This window comes from Isoptericola luteus (assembly GCF_020297055.1).
In the GTDB taxonomy this organism is placed as follows: Bacteria; Actinomycetota; Actinomycetes; order Actinomycetales; family Cellulomonadaceae; genus Isoptericola; species Isoptericola luteus.
In genome coordinates this window covers 23,948-42,193 of sequence record NZ_JAIXCQ010000013.1, presented here as the reverse complement: position 1 = coordinate 42,193, position 18,246 = coordinate 23,948, and the positions used below count along the sequence as shown (strand labels likewise).

General features: G+C 73.7%; 16 protein-coding genes. 6 read left to right on the top strand and 10 right to left on the bottom strand.

Annotated elements, in window-relative coordinates; all coding sequences use genetic code 11:
- The first annotated feature begins 20 nt into the window (after nt 1-20).
- Together LEP48_RS15830 and LEP48_RS15825 are read left to right on the top strand one after the other, a co-directional pair.
- Nucleotides 21-2,756 carry a DEAD/DEAH box helicase gene (locus tag LEP48_RS15830; RefSeq protein ID WP_225566546.1) on the top strand — a complete coding sequence of 912 codons (2,736 nt, stop codon included), beginning with the start codon at nt 21-23 and terminating at the stop codon, nt 2,754-2,756.
- A gap of 124 nt (nt 2,757-2,880) precedes the next feature.
- The gene (locus LEP48_RS15825; protein WP_225566545.1) at nt 2,881-3,354 is read left to right on the top strand and encodes a hypothetical protein; all 474 of its coding nucleotides are present in this window, start codon (nt 2,881-2,883) and stop codon (nt 3,352-3,354) included.
- A 22-nt stretch (nt 3,355-3,376) separates the two neighbouring features.
- Here the strand turns inward: LEP48_RS15825 and LEP48_RS15820 are convergent, their stop codons facing one another.
- Nucleotides 3,377-4,132: a sulfite exporter TauE/SafE family protein gene (locus LEP48_RS15820; protein ID WP_225566544.1), complete on the bottom strand. Its 756-nt coding sequence runs from the start codon at nt 4,130-4,132 to the stop codon at nt 3,377-3,379.
- A 55-nt stretch (nt 4,133-4,187) separates the two neighbouring features.
- On the opposite strand from LEP48_RS15820, the gene ybaK reads away from it, so the two are divergent.
- Nucleotides 4,188-4,688 carry a Cys-tRNA(Pro) deacylase gene (ybaK, locus tag LEP48_RS15815; RefSeq protein ID WP_225566543.1) on the top strand — a complete coding sequence of 167 codons (501 nt, stop codon included), beginning with the start codon at nt 4,188-4,190 and terminating at the stop codon, nt 4,686-4,688.
- A 46-nt stretch (nt 4,689-4,734) separates the two neighbouring features.
- Here the strand turns inward: ybaK and LEP48_RS15810 are convergent, their stop codons facing one another.
- The gene (locus LEP48_RS15810) at nt 4,735-5,154 is read right to left on the bottom strand and encodes a YccF domain-containing protein (protein WP_225566542.1); all 420 of its coding nucleotides are present in this window, start codon (nt 5,152-5,154) and stop codon (nt 4,735-4,737) included.
- Between the two features lie 92 nt (nt 5,155-5,246).
- On the opposite strand from LEP48_RS15810, the gene LEP48_RS15805 reads away from it, so the two are divergent.
- Entirely contained in the window at nt 5,247-6,008 is a 762-nt protein-coding gene (locus LEP48_RS15805; protein ID WP_225566541.1) for a YggS family pyridoxal phosphate-dependent enzyme, read from the top strand.
- Nucleotides 6,009-6,075: 67 nt separating this feature from the next.
- Here LEP48_RS15805 and LEP48_RS15800 read toward each other — a convergent pair whose 3' ends face one another.
- From LEP48_RS15800 to LEP48_RS15775, 6 genes are all read right to left on the bottom strand, one after another.
- Nucleotides 6,076-7,089 carry an N-acetylmuramic acid 6-phosphate etherase gene (locus tag LEP48_RS15800; RefSeq protein ID WP_225566540.1) on the bottom strand — a complete coding sequence of 338 codons (1,014 nt, stop codon included), beginning with the start codon at nt 7,087-7,089 and terminating at the stop codon, nt 6,076-6,078.
- A complete protein-coding gene (locus tag LEP48_RS15795) occupies nt 7,086-8,771 on the bottom strand; it encodes a glycoside hydrolase family 3 N-terminal domain-containing protein (RefSeq protein ID WP_225566539.1) in 1,686 nt (561 codons plus the stop codon). Before LEP48_RS15795 ends, LEP48_RS15800 begins: the two co-directional genes overlap by 4 nt.
- Before the next feature lie 14 nt (nt 8,772-8,785).
- On the bottom strand, nt 8,786-9,640 hold the full coding sequence (locus LEP48_RS15790) for a carbohydrate ABC transporter permease (protein ID WP_422723847.1): 855 nt from the start codon (nt 9,638-9,640) through the stop codon (nt 8,786-8,788).
- Entirely contained in the window at nt 9,637-10,608 is a 972-nt protein-coding gene (locus LEP48_RS15785; protein WP_422723846.1) for a carbohydrate ABC transporter permease, read from the bottom strand. The genes LEP48_RS15790 and LEP48_RS15785 overlap by 4 nt, the downstream gene beginning before the upstream one ends.
- A gap of 3 nt (nt 10,609-10,611) precedes the next feature.
- Entirely contained in the window at nt 10,612-11,880 is a 1,269-nt protein-coding gene (locus tag LEP48_RS15780; protein WP_225566538.1) for a sugar ABC transporter substrate-binding protein, read from the bottom strand.
- A gap of 351 nt (nt 11,881-12,231) precedes the next feature.
- Nucleotides 12,232-13,308, bottom strand: a complete 1,077-nt coding sequence (locus LEP48_RS15775; protein WP_225566537.1) for a lipoate-protein ligase small subunit — start codon at nt 13,306-13,308, stop codon at nt 12,232-12,234.
- 152 nt (nt 13,309-13,460) lie between these two features.
- On the opposite strand from LEP48_RS15775, the gene LEP48_RS15770 reads away from it, so the two are divergent.
- Entirely contained in the window at nt 13,461-14,336 is an 876-nt protein-coding gene (locus LEP48_RS15770; RefSeq protein ID WP_225566536.1) for a MurR/RpiR family transcriptional regulator, read from the top strand.
- A 46-nt stretch (nt 14,337-14,382) separates the two neighbouring features.
- On the opposite strand, the gene cimA is transcribed toward LEP48_RS15770, so the two are convergent.
- Complete coding sequence (gene cimA, locus LEP48_RS15765; protein ID WP_225566535.1) at nt 14,383-16,029, bottom strand: citramalate synthase; 1,647 nt, start codon at nt 16,027-16,029, stop codon at nt 14,383-14,385.
- Nucleotides 16,030-16,348: 319 nt separating this feature from the next.
- Here cimA and LEP48_RS15760 point away from each other — a divergent pair, with 319 nt between their 5' ends.
- Entirely contained in the window at nt 16,349-16,930 is a 582-nt protein-coding gene (locus LEP48_RS15760) for a hypothetical protein (RefSeq protein WP_225566534.1), read from the top strand.
- On the opposite strand, the gene LEP48_RS15755 is transcribed toward LEP48_RS15760, so the two are convergent.
- Nucleotides 16,911-18,053, bottom strand: coding sequence for a winged helix DNA-binding domain-containing protein (locus LEP48_RS15755; protein WP_225566533.1), 1,143 nt, complete (start codon nt 18,051-18,053; stop codon nt 16,911-16,913). The genes LEP48_RS15760 and LEP48_RS15755 overlap by 20 nt on opposite strands.
- Between the last annotated feature and the right edge of the window lie 193 nt (nt 18,054-18,246).

Below are 18,246 nucleotides of genomic sequence, written 5' to 3'. Positions count from 1 at the left end.
GCTGGGACAATGGCCGCACCATGACCTCCCTCGACACCGCCCCCGCCCCCCGCCCCGCCGGCACGCTGCTGCCGCACCTGCCCGCTCCGACGGGCGGCGCCCCGGACGCCGACGTCCTGTTCGAGAGCTTCGGCGAGTGGGCGGCGGGGACCGGTCGACCGCTCTACGCCCACCAGGAGGAGGCGCTGCTGGAGCTCATGACGGGCTCGCACGTCGTCCTGGCGACGCCCACCGGCTCCGGCAAGTCGATGGTCGCAATGGGCGCGCAGTTCGCGGCGCTGGCGGCCCGGCGCTCGGGCCTGGGCGGACGCACGTTCTACACGGCCCCGCTCAAGGCGCTGGTCAGCGAGAAGTTCTTCGACCTCGTGGCCGCGTTCGGCTCGCGCAACGTAGGCATGATGACGGGCGACTCCGCCGTCAACGCCGACGCCCCGATCATCTGCTGCACGGCGGAGATCCTCGCGAACCTGGCACTGCGCGGCTCGGGCACCGACGGCGACGCCGCCGCGGACGGCACCGAGGACGACGCGATCACCCAGGTGGTCATGGACGAGTTCCACTTCTACGGCGACCCGCAGCGCGGCTGGGCCTGGCAGGTGCCGCTGCTGGAGATGCCCAACACCCAGTTCCTGCTGATGTCGGCCACGCTCGGTGACACGACGCGGCTGCGCGAGGACCTGGCGGAGCGCACGGGCCGCCCCGTGGCCGAGGTCGCGGGGGCCGAGCGGCCCGTGCCGCTGACGTTCTCCTACGTCGTCGAGCCGCTGACGGAGGTGATCTCCGAGCTCGTCACCACGCACCGCGCCCCGGTGTACGTCGTGCACTTCACGCAGAAGGACGCCGTCGAGCGGGCGCAGGCGCTGCTGTCGACGCCGCTGGCCGGCAAGGACGAGAAGGCCCGGATCGCGGCCGAGATCGGCGCGTTCCGGTTCGGCACGGGCTTCGGCAAGACGCTGAGCAAGTTCCTGCGCGCCGGGGTGGGCGTGCACCACGCGGGCATGCTGCCCAAGTACCGCCGCCTGGTGGAGCGGCTCACCCAGAAGGGCCTGCTCAAGGTGGTGTGCGGCACCGACACGCTCGGCGTCGGCATCAACGTGCCCATCCGCACCGTGCTGCTGACGTCCCTGGTGAAGTTCGACGGCGAGCGCATGCGCCACCTGTCGGCGCGCGAGTTCCACCAGATCTCCGGCCGCGCGGGGCGCGCCGGGTTCGACACGATCGGCGAGGTGCTCGTGATGGCGCCGGACCACGTCATCGAGAACCGCAAGATGCTCGCCAAGGCGGGCGACGACCCGAAGAAGCTCAAGAAGATCGTCCGCAAGAAGGCCCCGTCGGGCTCCGTGAACTGGACGGACTCGACCTACGAGCGGTTGCGCGACGCCGACCCGGAGCCGCTGTCCAGCCAGTTCCGCGTCAACCACGCGATGGTCCTCAACGTGCTGGCGCGCACCCGGGACGACGGCGAGCACGCCGACCCGGTCGACGCGATGCGGCACCTGCTCAGCGCGAACCACGACACCGAGGCGCAGCAGGCCAAGCACGTGCGCCAGGCGTTCCGCATCTACCGCTCGCTGCGGCTGGCGGGCGTCGTCGAGAAGATCCGCGTCCCGGACGCGGCCCGGCCCACCGGGTACCGGCCGAGCGTCCGGCTGGTCGTCGACCTGCCCCGCGACTTCGCGCTCAACGCGCCGCTGTCCCCGTTCGCGCTCGCGGCCATGGACCTGCTGGACGTCGAGTCCCCGGCGCACGCCCTCGACGTCGTGTCCGTCATCGAGGCGACGCTCGACGACCCGCGCCAGATCCTCTACGGCCAGCAGAACAAGGCGAAGGGCGAGGCCGTCGCCGCGATGAAGGCCGAGGGCATGGAGTACGAGGAGCGCATGGAGGCGCTCGAGGAGGTCACCTGGCCGCGCCCGCTGGCCGACCTGCTCGAGCCTGCGTTCGAGCTGTACAAGAAGTCCAACCCGTGGGTGGCCGACGCCCAGCCGGCGCCCAAGTCCGTGGTGCGCGACATGCTCGAGCAGGCGATGACGTTCGCCGAGCTCGTCTCCGTCTACGGCCTCGAGCGCACGGAGGGCGTGGTGCTGCGCTACCTCGCCGACGCCTACCGGGCGGTGCGCCAGGTGGTGCCCGACGAGCACCGCACCGAGGAGGTCGCGGAGATCGTCGAGTGGCTCGGCGAGCTGGTGCGCGGTGTCGACTCCTCCCTGCTCGACGAGTGGGAGCGCCTGCAGAACCCGGTGGACGACGACGCCGACCTGGTCGTCGAGGGCGAGCTGGCCGAGGCGGGGGCGGAGGCGCCGGCGCGCCCGGTGACCGGCAACCCGCGCGCGTTCCGCCGCCTGGTGCGCAACGCCATGTTCCGCCGGGTGGAGCTCGCGGCCCGCGAGAGCTACGCCGGGCTGGGCGCCCTGGACGGCACGGGGGGCTGGGACGGCGACGCCTGGGCCGAGGCCCTCGACCCGCTGTTCGAGGCCCAGGGCGACGAGGCGATCGGCATCGGGCCGCAGGCTCGCTCCACGGCCCTGCTCACGATCCTCGAGCCGGGGGCCGAGCTGCCCGGTGGCGCGACGACGCGGGGCGTCGGCGGGGAGGGCGAGCACGGCGTCGTCCAGCCCGGCACGTGGTGGGTGCGGCAGGTGCTCGACGACGCCGACGGCGACGGCGACTGGGCCATCACCGGTGTCGTCGACCTGGCGGCGAGCGACGAGGCCGGCGCGGTCGTCCTCACCGTCGTGGACGTCGGGCAGTTCTGAGCCGGTCGCACGCGTCGCCCCCGGTCGCGCGACGTCGCACGTGGCACCGGTTGCAAGCAACGCCGAGGAGCCCTGTGATCGACACAGGGCGCCACCCGGGCGTCCCCGACGTCAGGAGTCCGCCATGGACACCACGACCATCGTCTGGATCGTCGTCGCCGTCGTCGTCGTGCTGCTGATCGTGCTGATCGCCATGGCGCTGGCACGTCGGTCGCGGGCCGCCCAGGAGCGGCGTCGCGACGAGCGTCGCGACGAGGCCGCCGAGCTGCGCCAGCAGGCGGCGCACGACCGCATCGCCGTGCAGGAGCGCGAGGCCGCCACCGCGAAGCTCGACGCGGAGGCCCGGCTGTCGCAGGCGGAGGCCGACCGGAAGGCTGCCGAGGCCGCGCGCCTGCAGGAGGAGGCGCGGAGCCGGGACGCGAGCCTCGGCGAGCGCAGGGCCGAGGTCGACGAGCGCCTGCGACGCGCCGACGAGCTGGACCCGGACCAGGGTCGCGCGCCGGAGCAGGGGCGTCCGCCCGGTCACGCTCCCGAGCACCGCGCCGACGGGCCGCCGGACGCGTCACGACCCGGGGAGCAGGGCGACCGGCCGGTCTGACGTCCGGCCGGGCTGCCGCCGCTCAGCCGAGGTGCAGCAGGCCCCGCACGAGCGTCGCGGCACCACCGAGGTACGCGAGCACGATGAGCCCGCGACGCATCGCGGTCGTGGACACGCGGGGCGCCAGCACGTCGCCGATGACGAGGCCGCCCACGACGGCGCCGAGCACGACGACCCACTGCCACCAGTCGAACGCCGGGAACGTCGCGTCGGCGAACACGACCTTGGACACGATCGCTGCGACGGCGTTCGTCGCGAAGTACGGCTGCGCCGTCGCGGCGAACCGGCGCGGGTCCCACCCGCTCAGCACGGAGTAGATCGCGACCGGCGGCCCGCCGATGCCGGCCGCGACGCTGCCGAACCCGCTCGCCGTGCCGGTGAGCACCAGCGGCCACCGGGCGTCGCGCCGCAGGGGGTGCCGCCCCTCGGTCCGCAGCCGGTTCGTGACCACGGCGAGCGTCATCGCCACGACGACGACGGCGCCCACGGTGATCTCGAGCGCCGCGGCGCTCGCCTCGCGCAGGAGCAGCGCTGCCGGCACGGTCACCAGCACCGACGTGGCGGCGAGCCAGGCGTACGTGCGCCACTCGACGTCGCGCACCACGCGGCCCAGGATGAGCAGCGAGGCGATCGCCCCCGCGAGGTTGACGAAGAGCACCCCATCGAGCGGCCCCACGAGGAGCACGATGAACGGCCCGGCGACGAGTCCGAAGCCCATCCCCGTGACCCGCTGGAGCGCTCCGCCGACGAGGATCGCGAGGACGAGGAGGGCGAGCACCGGGCCACAGTACGCGGTGCGGCGTCGCGGGCCCGCGCACGGCAGAATCGGCGCCGTGGCCAAGAAGGCGAAGCAGACGACGCACGGTACGCCCGCGGTGCTGGCCCTGGAGCGCGCGGGCGTGGCGTACACGCCGCACGCGTACGAGCACGACCCGGCCTCACCGCTCAGCTATGGCCTCGAGGCCGCGGCCGCTCTCGGCGCCGACCCCGCCGCGGTGCTCAAGACGCTCGTGGCGGACGTCGACGGGCGGCTCGTCGTCGGCATCGTGCCGGTCGACGCCTCCCTCGACCTCAAGGCGCTGGCCAGGGCGGTCGGCGGCAAGCGCGCGACGATGGCGGCGCCCGCCGCGGCCCAGCGCGCCACCGGCTACGTGGTGGGCGGGATCTCGCCGCTCGGGCAGAAGCAGCGTCACCCCACGGTGCTGGACGAGGCGGCCGGGTCCCGCGAGCGGGTCTACGTGTCCGGCGGACGGCGCGGGCTGGACGTCTCGCTGGCGCCGGCGGACCTGCTGCGGCTCACGGACGGCGTCCTGGCGCCGATCGCGCGGACCTGACGCCCGATCGCGCAGTCCTGACGCCCGGACGTGGCGGGCGTCACGGTCAGCGCGGCGGCTGCGCCGGGGCGTGCTGGTACGTCGGGAACCGGGCGTCGCTCGGCACGATGTCCTTGCCCAGCGGGAGCAGCGAGACCGGGATCATCTTGAGGTTCGCGATGGCGAGCGGGATGCCGATGATCGTGACGGCCTGCGCGACGGCGGTGGTGATGTGCCCGACGGTGAGCCAGATGCCCGCGAAGATGATCCAGATGATGTTGCCGAGCACGGACCAGCCGCCGGCTCCGGGCTTGTCGACGACGGTGCGGCCGAACGGCCACAGCGCGTACCCGGCGATCCGGAACGACGCGATGCCCCACGGGATGGCCACGATCGTGATGCAGCACAGGATGCCCGCCGCGGCGTAGCCGAGCGCGAGCCAGAACCCGCCGAACACGAGCCAGATGATGTTGAGCAGCGCCTTCATGCGGGCATTGTCCCGCGCGCGGGAGCGGCGCCACCACCCGGGATCCCCCTGAGACGCCCCCGAGTCGCCCTGCCGCTTCGTAGACTGGCGTCATGCCCACCGCACCTCCGGGGATCCCTGCACGCCTGGCCGCCATCCGTGCGCGGGTGGCCGACGCCGCCCGCGCGGCCGGTCGCGACCCGCGCGAGGTGCGGGTGCTGCTGGCCACCAAGACGCAGGATCCCGGCACGGTCGTCGAGGCCGTGACCGCCGCCCTGGAGCTCGCGGCCGAGGCCGGTGACGACCGGCCCGTCCTCGTCGGCGAGAACCGGGTGCAGGAGCTGGTCGCGAAGGCGCCCGCGCTGGCCGGGCTCGTGGCCGCGGGGCGTCTCGAGGCGCACATGATCGGCCACCTGCAGCGCAACAAGGTCAACCAGGTGCTGGCGTCGGCCACGGGCGTGCAGACCGTCGACACCCTGGCGCTCGCCGAGGCGCTGTCGGGCCGGTGCGTGCGTGACGGGCGCACCCTCGACGTCATGGTGCAGGTCAACGTCTCGGGCGAGGAGAGCAAGTCCGGCGTCGCCCCCGACGAGGCGGTCGCCCTCGCGACCGACGTCGCCGCGCTGCCGGGCCTGCGCCTGGTCGGCTTCATGACCATCGGCCTGCGGTCCGACGACGAGGCCGCCGTACGGGCGGGCTTCGCCCGGCTGCGCCGGGTCCGCGACGAGGTCGGCTCGAGCGGCGCACCGGGGACGGCGGCGGCCCGGGAGCTGTCCATGGGCATGACCGGTGATCTGGAGCTCGCCGTCGCGGAGGGCGCGACCGTCGTCCGGGTCGGTACCGCCGTCTTCGGCGAGCGCCCCGTCACGCGGTAGCCCGCGCCGTCGCGCCTGACGTCACCAGGGTGCCCGCCTCGGCGTGGAACCCACCTCGGCACGGCGCCTACTTCGGCGGGGCGCCCCCCAGCCGGGACAGCGCACCGCGCACTCCTCCGCTGCCGTCGAGCGCGCGGCGCGCGGTGGCGCCCTCGACGCCGGCGAGCAGCATGACGAGGGCCACCTGCACCTCTCCCCCGGCCTCGGCGAGGACGGCCGCACAGTCCTCGGGGTCCAGGCCGGTGGCCTGCGCGAGCAGGCGTACCAGCCGCGCCCGCAGCTTGGCGTTGGTGGCGCGGACGTCCACCATGAGGTTCGAGTAGGTCTTGCCGAGGCGGACCATCGTCGCGGTGGAGAACGTGTTGAGCACGATCTTCTGCGCGCTGGCGGCCTTCATCCGCGTGGACCCGGTCACGGCTTCGGGGCCGGTGTCGAGCAGGATCGCCACGTCGACCCCCACCGCGAGGGGCGCCCCGGGGTTCGCGCTGACGAGCGCGGTCCTGGCACCGCGCTCGCGCGCCAGGTCCAGCGCTCCCGCCACGTACGGCGTGCGTCCGCTCGCGGCCAGCCCCACCACGAGGTCGTGGGGCCCCACGTGGTCCAGGTCGCGCCGGCCCACCTCGGCGTCGTCCTCCGCGCCCTCGACGGACACCGTCATCGCGTCCGGCCCGCCGGCGAGGTGCGCGTCGAACCACTCCGCGCCCACGCCGTACGTGGGTGCGAGCTCCACGGCGTCGAGCACCCCGAGCCGTCCCGACGTCCCTGCCCCGGCGTAGTGCACCCGGCCCCCGGCGCGGATCGCCGTGACGGCGAGGTCCACCATCTGCGTCACGCGGAACCGCTCCGCGCGCACGACGCTCGCCACGCCCGCGTCCTCGTCGAGGATGACGCGCACGAGGTCGGCGGTGGACAGCAGGTCGATGTCGGTCGTGCGGGGGTTGCGTTCCTCCGTCGGCGAGGCGAGGCGCACCACGGACAACAGGTCCGGCTCGCCCGCCGGCCGGGGCGAGGCGTCGCGTGCGGCCTCGCTCCCGGGCGGGCGCCCGTCCGCGTCGGTGGTGGTGTCAGGCGTGCGACTCATCGCCCCGCCCCCTTCGGTGTCGTGTCGGCCTGGTCCGTTCCTCGGTCGTCCCCCGCAGGCGGGGAGGCCGACGGATCGAGGTCGTGCGCGTCCCACCCGGCCGCGAGCAGCTCGACGGCGGCCCGGGCGTTCGCCCGCCCGGTGCCGCACGCGAGCACGACGGCTGGCGGAGCGCCCCCGAGGGTCGTGAACCACCGGCGGCCCGCCGTCGGGACACCCGTGTGCACGACGACGAGGTCCGGCCGGACGGCGCGGAGGTCGGTGAGCCGGGCCCGTTCCTCCGAGCCCGGCACAGGCTCGCGCGTCACGACGACCAGCGGGCGCACCGGCTCGTCGCCGGCAGGGCGGCCGGACGGCTCGAGCGCGGCGAGGAGCTCGGCGAACGCGTCGTCGCCGAGCGGCGGGTGCACGACCGTCCCCGGCCAGCGCCCGGTCAGGGCGTGCTGCACGTGCAGTGCCGTGCGGCCCGCCGCGTGGTCGAGACGCACGCGCAGGTCGACCACCTCGGGCCGGGCGCCGTCGCCGAGCGGGGGCCACGCGGGCCCGGACCCGCGGACCGCCTCGCGGGCGACCCGCTCCCCGACGTCCGCGAGCGCCGCGCGGGCCCGCTGGGCCGCCTGCTCCCCCGGGACCACGCCGGCGTCCTCGCGCCGGGTGCGCACCCGTTCCCGCAGCGCCGCCGTCCGCGCGGCGGACGCCTCGAGCCGGTCGGTCGTGACCCTCCCGGCGGCCACGGCCGCGACGAGCGCGTCCACGGCGGTCCGGAACAGGGCCTCGTCGTCGCGGCCCCGCGTCGTGCCGAGGCACAGCAGGTCCGCCCCCGCCTCGACCGCGCGCACCGCGACCTCGCCCACGTCCGCGCCGTCGGACACCGCCCGCATGTCCAGGGCGTCGGTGACGACCGGGCCGGTGAAGCCCCGCTCCCGCGCCAGCGCGACGACGGCGGGCTCGAGCGACGCCGGCGCCGGGCCGAGGGCCTCGACGACGACGTGCGCCGTCATCAGCGCGTCCAGGCCGGGCCCGCCGTCCGCGTCGGCGGCGAGCGCGGCGACGAACGGCGCCAGGTCGCGCCGCTCCAGCACCTCCAGGTCGTCGGACACCACGGGAAGCGTCAGGTGGGAGTCCGTCGTCGTGGATCCGTGGCCGGGGAAGTGCTTCGCGCACGCCGCGACGCCCCCGCGGTGCAGCCCGCGCGCGAGGGCGACGCCGTGCCGGGCCACCAGCCACGGCGAGTCCCCGAAGGCCCGCACGCCGATCACCGGGTTGTCGGGGTGGTTGACGTCGAGCACGGGCGCCAGGTCGAGGTCGACGCCGGCCGACGCGAGCAGCCGCCCCAGCGCTTCGCCGACGTCGTGGGTGGCCCGCTCGTCGTCGAGGACCCCGAGGGCTGCCGCTCCCGGCAACGACGACCCCTCGGCCACCTCGAGCCGCGACACGTCGCCGCCCTCCTCGTCGGTCGCGACCACCAGGTCGGGCGACAGCTCGTGCAGGCGCCGCGTGAGGGCGACCGTCGTCGGCAGGTCCGGGGTGTTGTGCGCGAACAGCACGACGCCGGCCAGCCCGGTCCGCGCCGCGTGCTCCAGCCAGGCCGGCACCCGGGTCCCGGTGAACCCGGGCAGGAGCACGCCGTGCACCGCGCGCAGGACGGCGTCGCCCTCCCCCGCCACGTCCACCCCCGCCACGTCCGCCACCGCCGTCAGCCCTTCACCGCACCGGCGGTGAGCCCGCTGGCCAGGCGGCGCTGCACGACGATGAAGAAGACCATGACGGGCACCGTGATGATCGTCGAGGCGGCCATGATCGCGCCCCAGTCGTTCGAGTGCTGCCCGAAGAACGAGCGCAGCCCGATCGCGACCGTGTAGTTCTCCGTGGCGCCGCCGAGCAGCGTCATCGCGAACACGAACTCGTTCCACGCGGTGATGAAGCTGAAGATGCTCGTCGCCACGAGCCCGGGGGCCACGAGCGGGAACAGGATCGAACGGAACATCCGCCCCCAGCTCGCGCCGTCGAGGTAGGCGGCCTCCTCCAGCTCGACGGGCACCGCCGCGACGAAGCCGCGCAGCATCCAGATACCGAACGGCAACGCGAGCGCGATGTAGACGATGGTGATGCCGGTGAGCGTGCCCAGCAGGTTCAGGTCACGCACCTGGACGAACAGCGGGATGACGAGCGCCTCGAGCGGCACCATCTGCACCACGAGCACCATCATCAGCACCTGGGTGCGGAAGCGGAACCGGAACCGCGCCACCGCGACGGAGGCGAGCAGCGCCAGCAGGGACGAGGCCACCACCGTGGCGAGCGCGACGACCAGCGAGTTGCGCAGGAACACGTCGAACCCGCCGTCGGTGAGGACGAAGCGGAAGTGCTCCAGCGTCGGCTCCGCCGGCACGAACGACGTGCCGATCCCGGCCTTGGCGTCCAGGGCGCTGACGAGCATCCAGTACGTCGGGAACAGGGTGAAGGCGAGCAGCGCGGCGACGGCGACGCCCTTGCCGACCTGCACGCCCGGCTGCGGGCGGCGGCCGCCGCGCACGCGCGCACGCGCGCTCACAGCTCGTCCTCCTTGAGGATGGTGCGGACGTACACGACGGTGATGGCGAGCAGCAGCAGGGTGAGCAGCACCGCGATCGCCGCGCCGAAGCCGTACCGGTTCTGCCCGAACGACTCGGTGTACGACCACACGCCGAGGTTGAGCACCTCACGGTTGGTCCCCGACCCGCCCGGCATGAGATAGACCTGCGCGAACACCTTGAAGTCCCAGATCGTCGACAGGATGATCACGACGGCGAAGATCTGCCGCAGCTGCGGCACGATCACCGAGAAGAACCGGCGCCACGGCCCGGCACCGTCGATCTCGGCGGCCTCGAGCAGCTCGTTCGGCACGCTGAGCAGCCCGGCGAGCACCGTCACCGCCACGAACGGGAAGCCGTGGTGCACGACGTTGAGCAGCACGATGGCGTAGAACGACCAGCGTTCCGTGAACCAGTTGACGGGGGCGTCCTGCAGGCCCAGCGTCTGCGCGACGTGGTTGAACACGCCGCGGTCGGCGTCGAAGATCCACACCCACACGTAGGTGCCCGTCACCGCGGGCATCGCCCAGGCGGCCATGATCGCGCTCGAGACGACCGTGCGCCAGACCCGGCCGAGGGAGGCCAGGAGCACGGCGACCACCGTGCCGAACACCACGGTGCAGGCCACGGACAGGACGGCGAACACCACGGTGTTCGGCAGCACGACCTGCCACAGCTGCTCCGAGGTGAAGATCTCGACGAAGTTGTCCAGGCCGATCCAGTTCGACTCCTTGGAGACGATCTCCTTCAGCCCGTAGTCCTGCAGCGAGAAGAGCGCGACCCGGACGAGCGGCCACAGGAGCAGGACGGCGAGGACCAGCAGCGCGGGGGTGAGCAGCATCCACGGCCGCAGCCGGGAGATGAGGGAACGACCGAGCGGGCGACGCCCGCGGTACCCCGGCTCCGGGCCGGTTCCCGCGGGCGCCGCGACGGGCATCGTGCTCGACATGCGTCAGCTGCCGCCGTTCAGCAGGGACGTCATCTCCTCGGCAGCCTTGGCGCTCGCCGTCGCCACGTCCTCGGAGCCGGAGAGGATCGACTGCATCATCGTGCCGGTCGTGGCCTTGGCCTGGACGGCGCCGAAGTTCGGCGACACCGGGACGGACGCCCCGCCCTCGACGAACTGCTGCGCGAACGGTGCGACGAGCGGGTCGGTGCTCTGGAGGGTCTCGTCGAGCAGCGACGTCTGGCCCGGGAAGTACCCCGCCTGCTCGCCCCACGTGGTGGCGAACTCTCCCGTGGTCATGAGCTCGATGAACGCGAACGCGAGGTCCTGGTCGTCCGTCGTGTTGAACATGCTCAGGTGCGACCCGCCGAGGACCGACGGCGAGATGCCGCCGTCCTTGCCCGGGATCGGCACCGCGGCGAACTTGCCCTCCATGTCGGCGTTGGCCTCGACGATGGCGCCCGGCGTCCAGGAGCCCATGATCGCCATGCCCACGTTGCCCTGGGCGAACGCGTCGAGCACGTCCGTCTCCCGCCAGGTGGTGGCGCCGGCCGAGGAGTAGCCGTCGGCGGCCAGGCCCGTCCAGAAGCTCAGGCCCTCCTGCGACGCGGGGCTGTCGAGGCCCGACGTCCAGGTGTCGCCCTCGAGCGTCGCCACCTCGCCGCCCGCGCCCCAGACCCACGGGTACACGGTGAACTCCGCGTCGCCGGGGACCGCGACGGCGACCTTGTCCGGGAACTCCGCCTTGATCGCCTTGGCCGCCGACTCGATCTCGGCCCACGTGGTGGGCGGCTCGACCCCGGCCTGCTCGAAGATCTCCGTGTTGTACACGAGCGAGCGGACGCCGGCGTACCAGGGCATGCCGTAGAGCTGCTCCTCGTACGTGCCGGCCTCGACCAGCCCCGCCACGAGGTCGTCGCCCAGCCCGGCCTCCGCCACGAAGTCGTCGAGCGGCGCGAGCGCGCCGGCATCGGCGAACTCCGGGGTCCAGGTGGTGCCCGTCTCCGCCACGTCGGGGGTGGTGCCGCCCGCGATCGAGGTGACGAACCGGTCGTGCGCGTCGCCCCACTCCACGAACTCGACGTTGAGGTCCGCGCCCGTCTCCTCCTTGAAGGCCGTGGTGACCTCCTCGAAGAAGGCGTCCGCGCTCGGGTTCGTGCCCTGCATGATCCAGACGTCGAGGGTCTTGCCCTCGCCGTCCTCGCTGTCGCCGCTGTCGCCACCACCGCTGCAGGCGGCGGCGCCCAGCGCCACCAGCGCCGCGGTGGCCACCATCGGTGTCCTCCGGCTCCACATCTCTCGCCGCATCGTCGTCCTTCCTGGGCGGCCGCCGGCCGCCGTCCTCGCCCGGCGCCGGGGGCGCCGTCGTCGATGTCCGTGTCCCGTGTCGACGTCGTCGTCTCTGCGCGACGTCGTCGTCTCGCTGGCTCTGCTCGGTCGGTCGTGCGACGGCCGTCGGCTGAAAGGAACTTCCCGATCACCGTCGCATGATGAAGATTACTGCCGGAGCGTGGGCAGGGGAAGACCCCACGCGCGGGTCGTGACCCGACGGTGACCTGCGAGCGGCCGGGTCGGACGCGGGCGGGCCGCGGGCAGGCGGCCTGCAGGAGCGACGGGATCGGCCGGTCAGGGCACCCGGTTGATCCACGCCGGGTCGGCGAACTTGGTGCGCACCAGCTCGGCGGCACGCTCCAGCTCCTGGGGGCGCAGCTCGGAGTCCACGGTGGAGTGCAGGCCCCGGAAGTGCGCCTCGAACGCGTCGACGATCTGCTCGCGCGACAGGCCCGTCTGCGAGCGCAAGGGGTCGACGCGCTTCGCGGCGCTCCGGGTGCCCTTGTCGGACAGCTTCTCGCGCCCGATGCGCAGCACCTCGAGCATCTTCGCGCTGTCGATGTCGTAGGCCATCGTCATGTGGTGCAGCACCGCGCCGCCGGCCAGCCGCTTCTGGGCCGACCCGGCGAGCTTGCCTGCGGGCGAGGCCACGTCGTTGAGGCCCGAGAAGTACGCCTCGACGCCCACGTCCGCCAGGGCGCCCAGCACCCACTGGTCGAGGAACGCGTAGGACTGCTCGAAGGTCATGCCGTCCACGAGAGAGGCGGGCACCACGAGCGAGAAGGTCACGCAGTTGCCCGCCTCCATGAACATCGCCCCGCCCCCGGAGATCCGCCGCACGACGGTCACGTCGTGCTCGCGGACCCCGGCCGGGTCGACCTCGTTGGCGAGGGACTGGAAGGAGCCGATGAACACGGCCCGCTCGTTCCAGTCCCAGAACCGCAGCGTGGGACCGCGCCGTCCCGCCGCCAGCTCCTCGGTGAGCACCTGGTCGAGCGCCGCCAGCGTCGCGGGCGACAGCGGGCCCGGGCGCAGCACCTCGAAGGTGTGGTCCTCCCACGTCGTGGCCAGGCCCAGCGCCCGGCGGACCGCCACGGCGACGGCCCACTCGTCGAACCCGACCATCGCGACGGGCCCGACCACCTCGCCGGACGTCTCCGCCGCACGCAGCGCGGAGGAGACCGCGCGCGCCAGCTCCCCGGTGGCAGAGGCGGCCGGCACCCCGGTCAGCGCCGCGTCGATGACGCCGAGCGCGTCGTCGGGCTCCAGGAAGAAGTCCCCGCTGAGGCGGACGTCGGACAGCTGCTCGTCCCGCACCTCGAGGTCGACCGCGACGAGCTTTCCCCCGGGAACCTTGTACTCACCATGCACGGCACCACCGTATCCGCGGTTCGACGCGGCTGCGGGAGTACCGTTCGTCACACGCCGACCGGGCGGCAGGCCCGGGAGCAGGGACGACGGTCGCGGGTGAGATTTCCTCCGCAAATGCCCCGGTATCCGAAAACAAATGTCACACTGGGCGCGTGAACGGTGACGTGCTCGTCCGGCTCCGCCAGGCGCTCCCGACCTTGCGCCCCGCGGAGGCCCGCATCGCCCAGGTCGTGCTCGACGACGCCACCGGCGTCGTCGGCGCCACGATCACCGAGCTGGCCGCGCGGGCCGAGACCTCGCAGGCCACGGTGGTGCGATTCTGCCGTGCCGTCGGGTACGCCGGCTACCCCGAGTTCCGGATCGACCTGGCCCAGGCCACGAGCCGGCTCGAGCTCGAGCTCGAGCGGTCCGGGATCGCCGAGGGCGAGATCAACCAGACCGACACGACCACCGACGTCGTCTCCAAGATCGCGTTCCACGAGGCGCGCACCATCGAGGAGACGGCCCGCATGCTCGACCTCGAGGCCCTCGAGCGCGCCGTCGAGGCGGTCGCCGCGGCGCCCCGCACCGACGTCTACGGGGTGGGGTCCAGCGGCCTCACCGCGCAGGACCTCGCCCAGAAGCTGTCCCGGATCGGCCTGGTGTGCACCGCGCCCGTGGACCCGCACGGCCAGCTCACGTCCGCCGCCCTGCTCACGCCGGGATGCGTGGCCGTCGCCGTGTCCCACACGGGGCGCACCGTCGAGTCGAACCAGGCGCTGGGCCTCGCGAAGGAGGCCGGGGCCACCACGATCGCGGTGACCAACTTCCCGGCGTCACCGCTGGCGGAGCTCGCCGACATCGTCCTGACCACGACGGCGCGCGAGACGCAGTTCCGCTCCGGCGCCATGTCCAGCCGCATCGCGCAGCTCGCGGTCGTCGACTTCCTGTTCGTGCGGGTCGCCCAGCAGCGTTACGACGCGACGGCCGCCGCGCTCAAGGCGACGTACGACGCCGTGCAGCCGCACCGCCTGCTCCCGCGCCGCTGAGCCGCGCGCCGGCCCCGCACCCGGCCGCACCCGGCCGCTCCCGGAGTCACCCCGCGGTCTGCGGCTCGACCCCGGCATGCAGCAGCCCGAACACGTACGCGTCGATGAGCGACTCCCACGCCGCCTCGATGATGTTCGGCCCCACCCCGACCGTCGACCACGACCCCTGCCCGTCGCTCGTCTCGACGAGCACCCGCGTGGTCGCGTCCGTGCCGTGCTGCGCGTCGAGGATGCGCACCTTGAAGTCGATGAGCTCGAACCCCCCGATCTGCGGGTAGACCCGGGTCAGCGCGTGGCGCAGCGCCTGGTCGAGAGCGTTCACCGGGCCGTTGCCCTCCCCGGTGGCCACGACCCGCTCCCCGCCCGCGTGCAGCTTCACGGTCGCCTCCGCGACGGCCTCGGCGTCGTGCCGGTCCGCGCTGCCGCCGGCCACCGTCTCGACGATGGTGCGCCAGCTCTCCACCCGGAAGAACGCCGGCCGCTCCCCCAGCTCCTCGCGGAGCAGCAGCTCGAACGACGCGTCGGCCGCGTCGTACGTGTAGCCCTGCGCCTCGGCGTCCTTGACCCGCGCGGTGACGCGCGAGAGCAGCTCGCCCTGGCCGGACAGGTCGAAGCCGAGCTCGCGGCCCTTGAGCTCGATCGACGCCCGGCCCGCCATGTCGGAGACGAGCATGCGCATGTCGTTGCCGACCGCGGTCGGGTCGATGTGCTGGTACAGGTCCGGGTCGACCTTGATCGCGCTGGCGTGCAGACCCGCCTTGTGCGCGAACGCGCTCGCCCCGACGTAGGGCTGGCGCCCGTACGGGGAGATGTTCGTGATCTCGGCGACGGCGTGCGCGATGCGGGTGGACTCCGCGAGCCCGTCGCCCGCGAGGGTCCGCAGCCCGTCCTTGAGCTCGAGGTTCGCGACGACCGTCACGAGGTCCACGTTGCCCGTGCGCTCGCCGTAGCCGTTCACCGTGCCCTGGACGTGCCAGCAGCCCGCCTCGACGGCGGCGAGGGTGTTCGCGACGGCGCAGCCCGAGTCGTTGTGCGCGTGCATCCCGAGGATCGGGGCGCCCGCGGGCGCGTCCCGGCCGTGCTCCAGGGCCAGCGCCCCGCGCAGCTCGCCGACGACGTCGGTCACCCAGTGCGGCAGCATCCCGCCGTTCGTGTCGCACAGCGTGACGACCTCGGCCCCCGCGCCGAATGCGGCCTCGACCGCCGCGCGGGTGAACGCCGCGTCGTACCGGTAGCCGTCGAAGAAGTGCTCCGCGTCGACGACCACACGACGCCCCTCGCCCACCAGGAACGCCACGGTGTCCGCGATCATCGCGAGACCCTCGTCCGGCGTGGTCCGCAACGCACGCTCCACGTGACGCACGTCCGACTTGGCGACGAGCGTCACCACCGGGGTCTCGGCGTCCACCAGGGCCCGGACCTGCGGGTCGTCCCACGCCCGGGCACCGGCCCTGCGGGTCGCGCCGAACGCCGCCAGGACGGAGTGCTTGAGCTCGAGCTCCTTGGCCGCCCGGCGGAAGAACTCCGTGTCCTTGGGCACCGCGCCCGGCCAGCCGCCCTCGATGAAGCCGACGCCGAGCTCGTCGAGCAGCGGCGCGATCGCGAGCTTGTCCGCCACGGAGAGGTTCATCCCCTCCTGCTGCGCGCCGTCACGCAGGGTGGTGTCGTACACGTGGAATCCGGCGGTGGCCATGCGGGGCTCCCCATCTCGGGGACGTCCGGGGGCGGGACGTCGTGGTGCTTCGTGCTCTGGTCATGAAAAAAGACCCCCCGGGGTACGGAAGGTCTGCGCGTCCAGCGGTGGCCGGACGCGCTACGCAATGATCAGCGGACGCTGGTGCGCGAGGCGTGTCATGGCTCACATGGTGCCACACCCGCACCACGCCGGTCACCATCGTCCGCCCGCCGGGCGGGCGAGCCGGGCTCGCCGCCCGCCGCGAGCCTCGCGAGGCAGCGCCTCACCTGCTGTGATGTGATCGCAGTGACGGTCACGACGTCAGGAGGTCCGTCCGATGAACGCATCCATGCACGGCGGCGAGCCGTACGACCCCTCGCCGCGCCCACGGTCCTTCCCTCCGGGCGGGCCGACCCCCGTGCCCACCACCCCACCGGGGACGGTTCCCACCGACGAGCCCGTGGAGGCCTGCGACCTGCCTGCGTCCGCCTCAGACGAACGGCTCGGCCTCGACGTCCGCCGGTACTGGGCCGGCGCCGTCGTGACCGTCGTCGTGTGCGGGCTCATCGGCCTCGCGGCCTCCGTGATCTTCGACCAGGCCTTCGACGTGGGGCTCCTCGACGTGGTCGGAGGGTCGTCGAGCCTGGCCTGGGCGATGACCGGCGCCCTCTTCGGCCTGCTCGCCGCCGTCGTGCTGCAGGTGCTCGTGATGGTGGCACCGCGGCCCCGCATGTTCTTCGGCTGGCTCGTCGCCGTCGTGACCGTGATCCTCGCGGTCACCCCGTTCACGGGGAACCCGGACGCCGTGCCGGCCGTGGTCACCGCCCTCGTGTGGATCGTCCTGGGGCTCGCCACGTCGTCGATGCTCAGCGGCGTGCTCGGACGCACGCTCGTGCGCCCTACGGCTCCACCCACGTGACGGACACCTGCGGGGCGTCCGGCTCGAGGTAGCGCAGCAGCGCCAGCCCCTCGGCCTCCGCCTCCTGCCGGGCCCCCGCGGACGGCTCGACGAACGTCGTGATGCGCAGCGTCGCCGCGTCCTTGTCGCGTTCGGACGCCCACGTGCCGGCGACCCGGCCGTCCAGCAGCACCGTGGGCAGCACGTCGGCGTTGCGCCGGTACACGGCCGCGGCCTGCTCGGCGTCGAGCACCCGCTCCCGCACGTCGAACGCCACGAGCAGCTGGTCCCACCGAGGCAGGAACCGCACCGGCGTCGGCGTGTCGCCCGGCACGACCTCGCCGCCCGCGAGGTCGTACAGGACGCGCCCGTCACGGGCCTCGTACGTCCTCAGGTCGAGCCCCCCGAGGGCGGTCTTCATCGCCGTCGCGCCCCGGATTCCGAGCCCCCGCGCGATGTCGGCCAGCGACGCCGGACCGAACGCCGTCAGGTAGCCCGCGACCGCGAGCGACCGCGCCTCGTCCGGGGCGAGCTGCGGCAGCGGCAGCGGCAGCCGGTCCGCGAGCCACACCGTGCCGTCCTGGTACCGCGGTGCGGCGTGCGAGCCCCACATGCCGCTCGGCGGCACGTGCACGAGCCCGCCCGCCGCGCTCGCCAACCGCCACCATGCCCGGCTCACCCCGCCCGGGATCGCGCCGACGACGTCGGTGCCCGGGTAGAGCGACGCCGCGTGCTCCTCGATCTCGTCCACCGAACGCGGCGTGGCGCAGAACGCACGGACCGCGGCGTTGAGCTCCGCCAGGTCGACGCCGGCCCGGCGGGCGCTCGCCCGCCATGCCGCCGCCCGCTGTTCCCCGGACACCGCGTCCAGCAGCGGCCACCGCTCGCTCGGCACCACGTGCAGCGTCGAGCGCATCAGCGTCGCCTTGACCACGGACCTGCGGGTGAGCGCCGCCTCGAGGTCCGCGATCGTCTGGCCCGCGCGCCGCGACCACAGCGCGACGTACGGCATGTCCGCGTGCTGCGCCTGCAGGCCTCCCACCCGGCCGACCACGTCCTCCAGGGCGTCGTCGGACCGGGCGAGCAGGCCCTGGCGGGCCAGCGTCGTCCGGGTCAGCTCGTCGTCGCTGATGGGTACAGGCATCGGACCTCTCACACGGTGTCTCCTGACGCGCCACATTGCACGCCGGCTCCGGCGCATGCCGCGCCCCTCACGCGTGAACCTACGGTTCCGCTCCTGCTTGCGCCACACCTCCGCTCGCCTGCCTGCGGTTCCGCTCCGGGCGAGTGCCTCGTTCCTCGGCCCTCACCCTGCGCTGCACCTCCGGCTCACGCGG

Excerpts from the sequence above, each read along its gene's own strand:
- LEP48_RS15810 (WP_225566542.1), bottom strand. The coding sequence starts at position 5,154 with ATGAAGGCGCTGCTCAACATCATCTGGCTCGTGTTCGGCGGGTTCTGG.
- LEP48_RS15800 (WP_225566540.1), bottom strand. The coding sequence starts at position 7,089 with ATGAGTCGCACGCCTGACACCACCACCGACGCGGACGGGCGCCCGCCC.
- LEP48_RS15780 (WP_225566538.1), bottom strand. The coding sequence starts at position 11,880 with ATGGTGGCCACCGCGGCGCTGGTGGCGCTGGGCGCCGCCGCCTGCAGC.
- LEP48_RS15755 (WP_225566533.1), bottom strand. The coding sequence starts at position 18,053 with ATGCCTGTACCCATCAGCGACGACGAGCTGACCCGGACGACGCTGGCC.
- LEP48_RS15785 (WP_422723846.1), bottom strand. The coding sequence starts at position 10,608 with ATGTCGAGCACGATGCCCGTCGCGGCGCCCGCGGGAACCGGCCCGGAG.
- LEP48_RS15830 (WP_225566546.1), top strand. The coding sequence starts at position 21 with ATGACCTCCCTCGACACCGCCCCCGCCCCCCGCCCCGCCGGCACGCTG.
- LEP48_RS15825 (WP_225566545.1), top strand. The coding sequence starts at position 2,881 with ATGGACACCACGACCATCGTCTGGATCGTCGTCGCCGTCGTCGTCGTG.
- LEP48_RS15805 (WP_225566541.1), top strand. The coding sequence starts at position 5,247 with ATGCCCACCGCACCTCCGGGGATCCCTGCACGCCTGGCCGCCATCCGT.
- cimA (WP_225566535.1), bottom strand. The coding sequence starts at position 16,029 with ATGGCCACCGCCGGATTCCACGTGTACGACACCACCCTGCGTGACGGC.
- LEP48_RS15760 (WP_225566534.1), top strand. The coding sequence starts at position 16,349 with ATGAACGCATCCATGCACGGCGGCGAGCCGTACGACCCCTCGCCGCGC.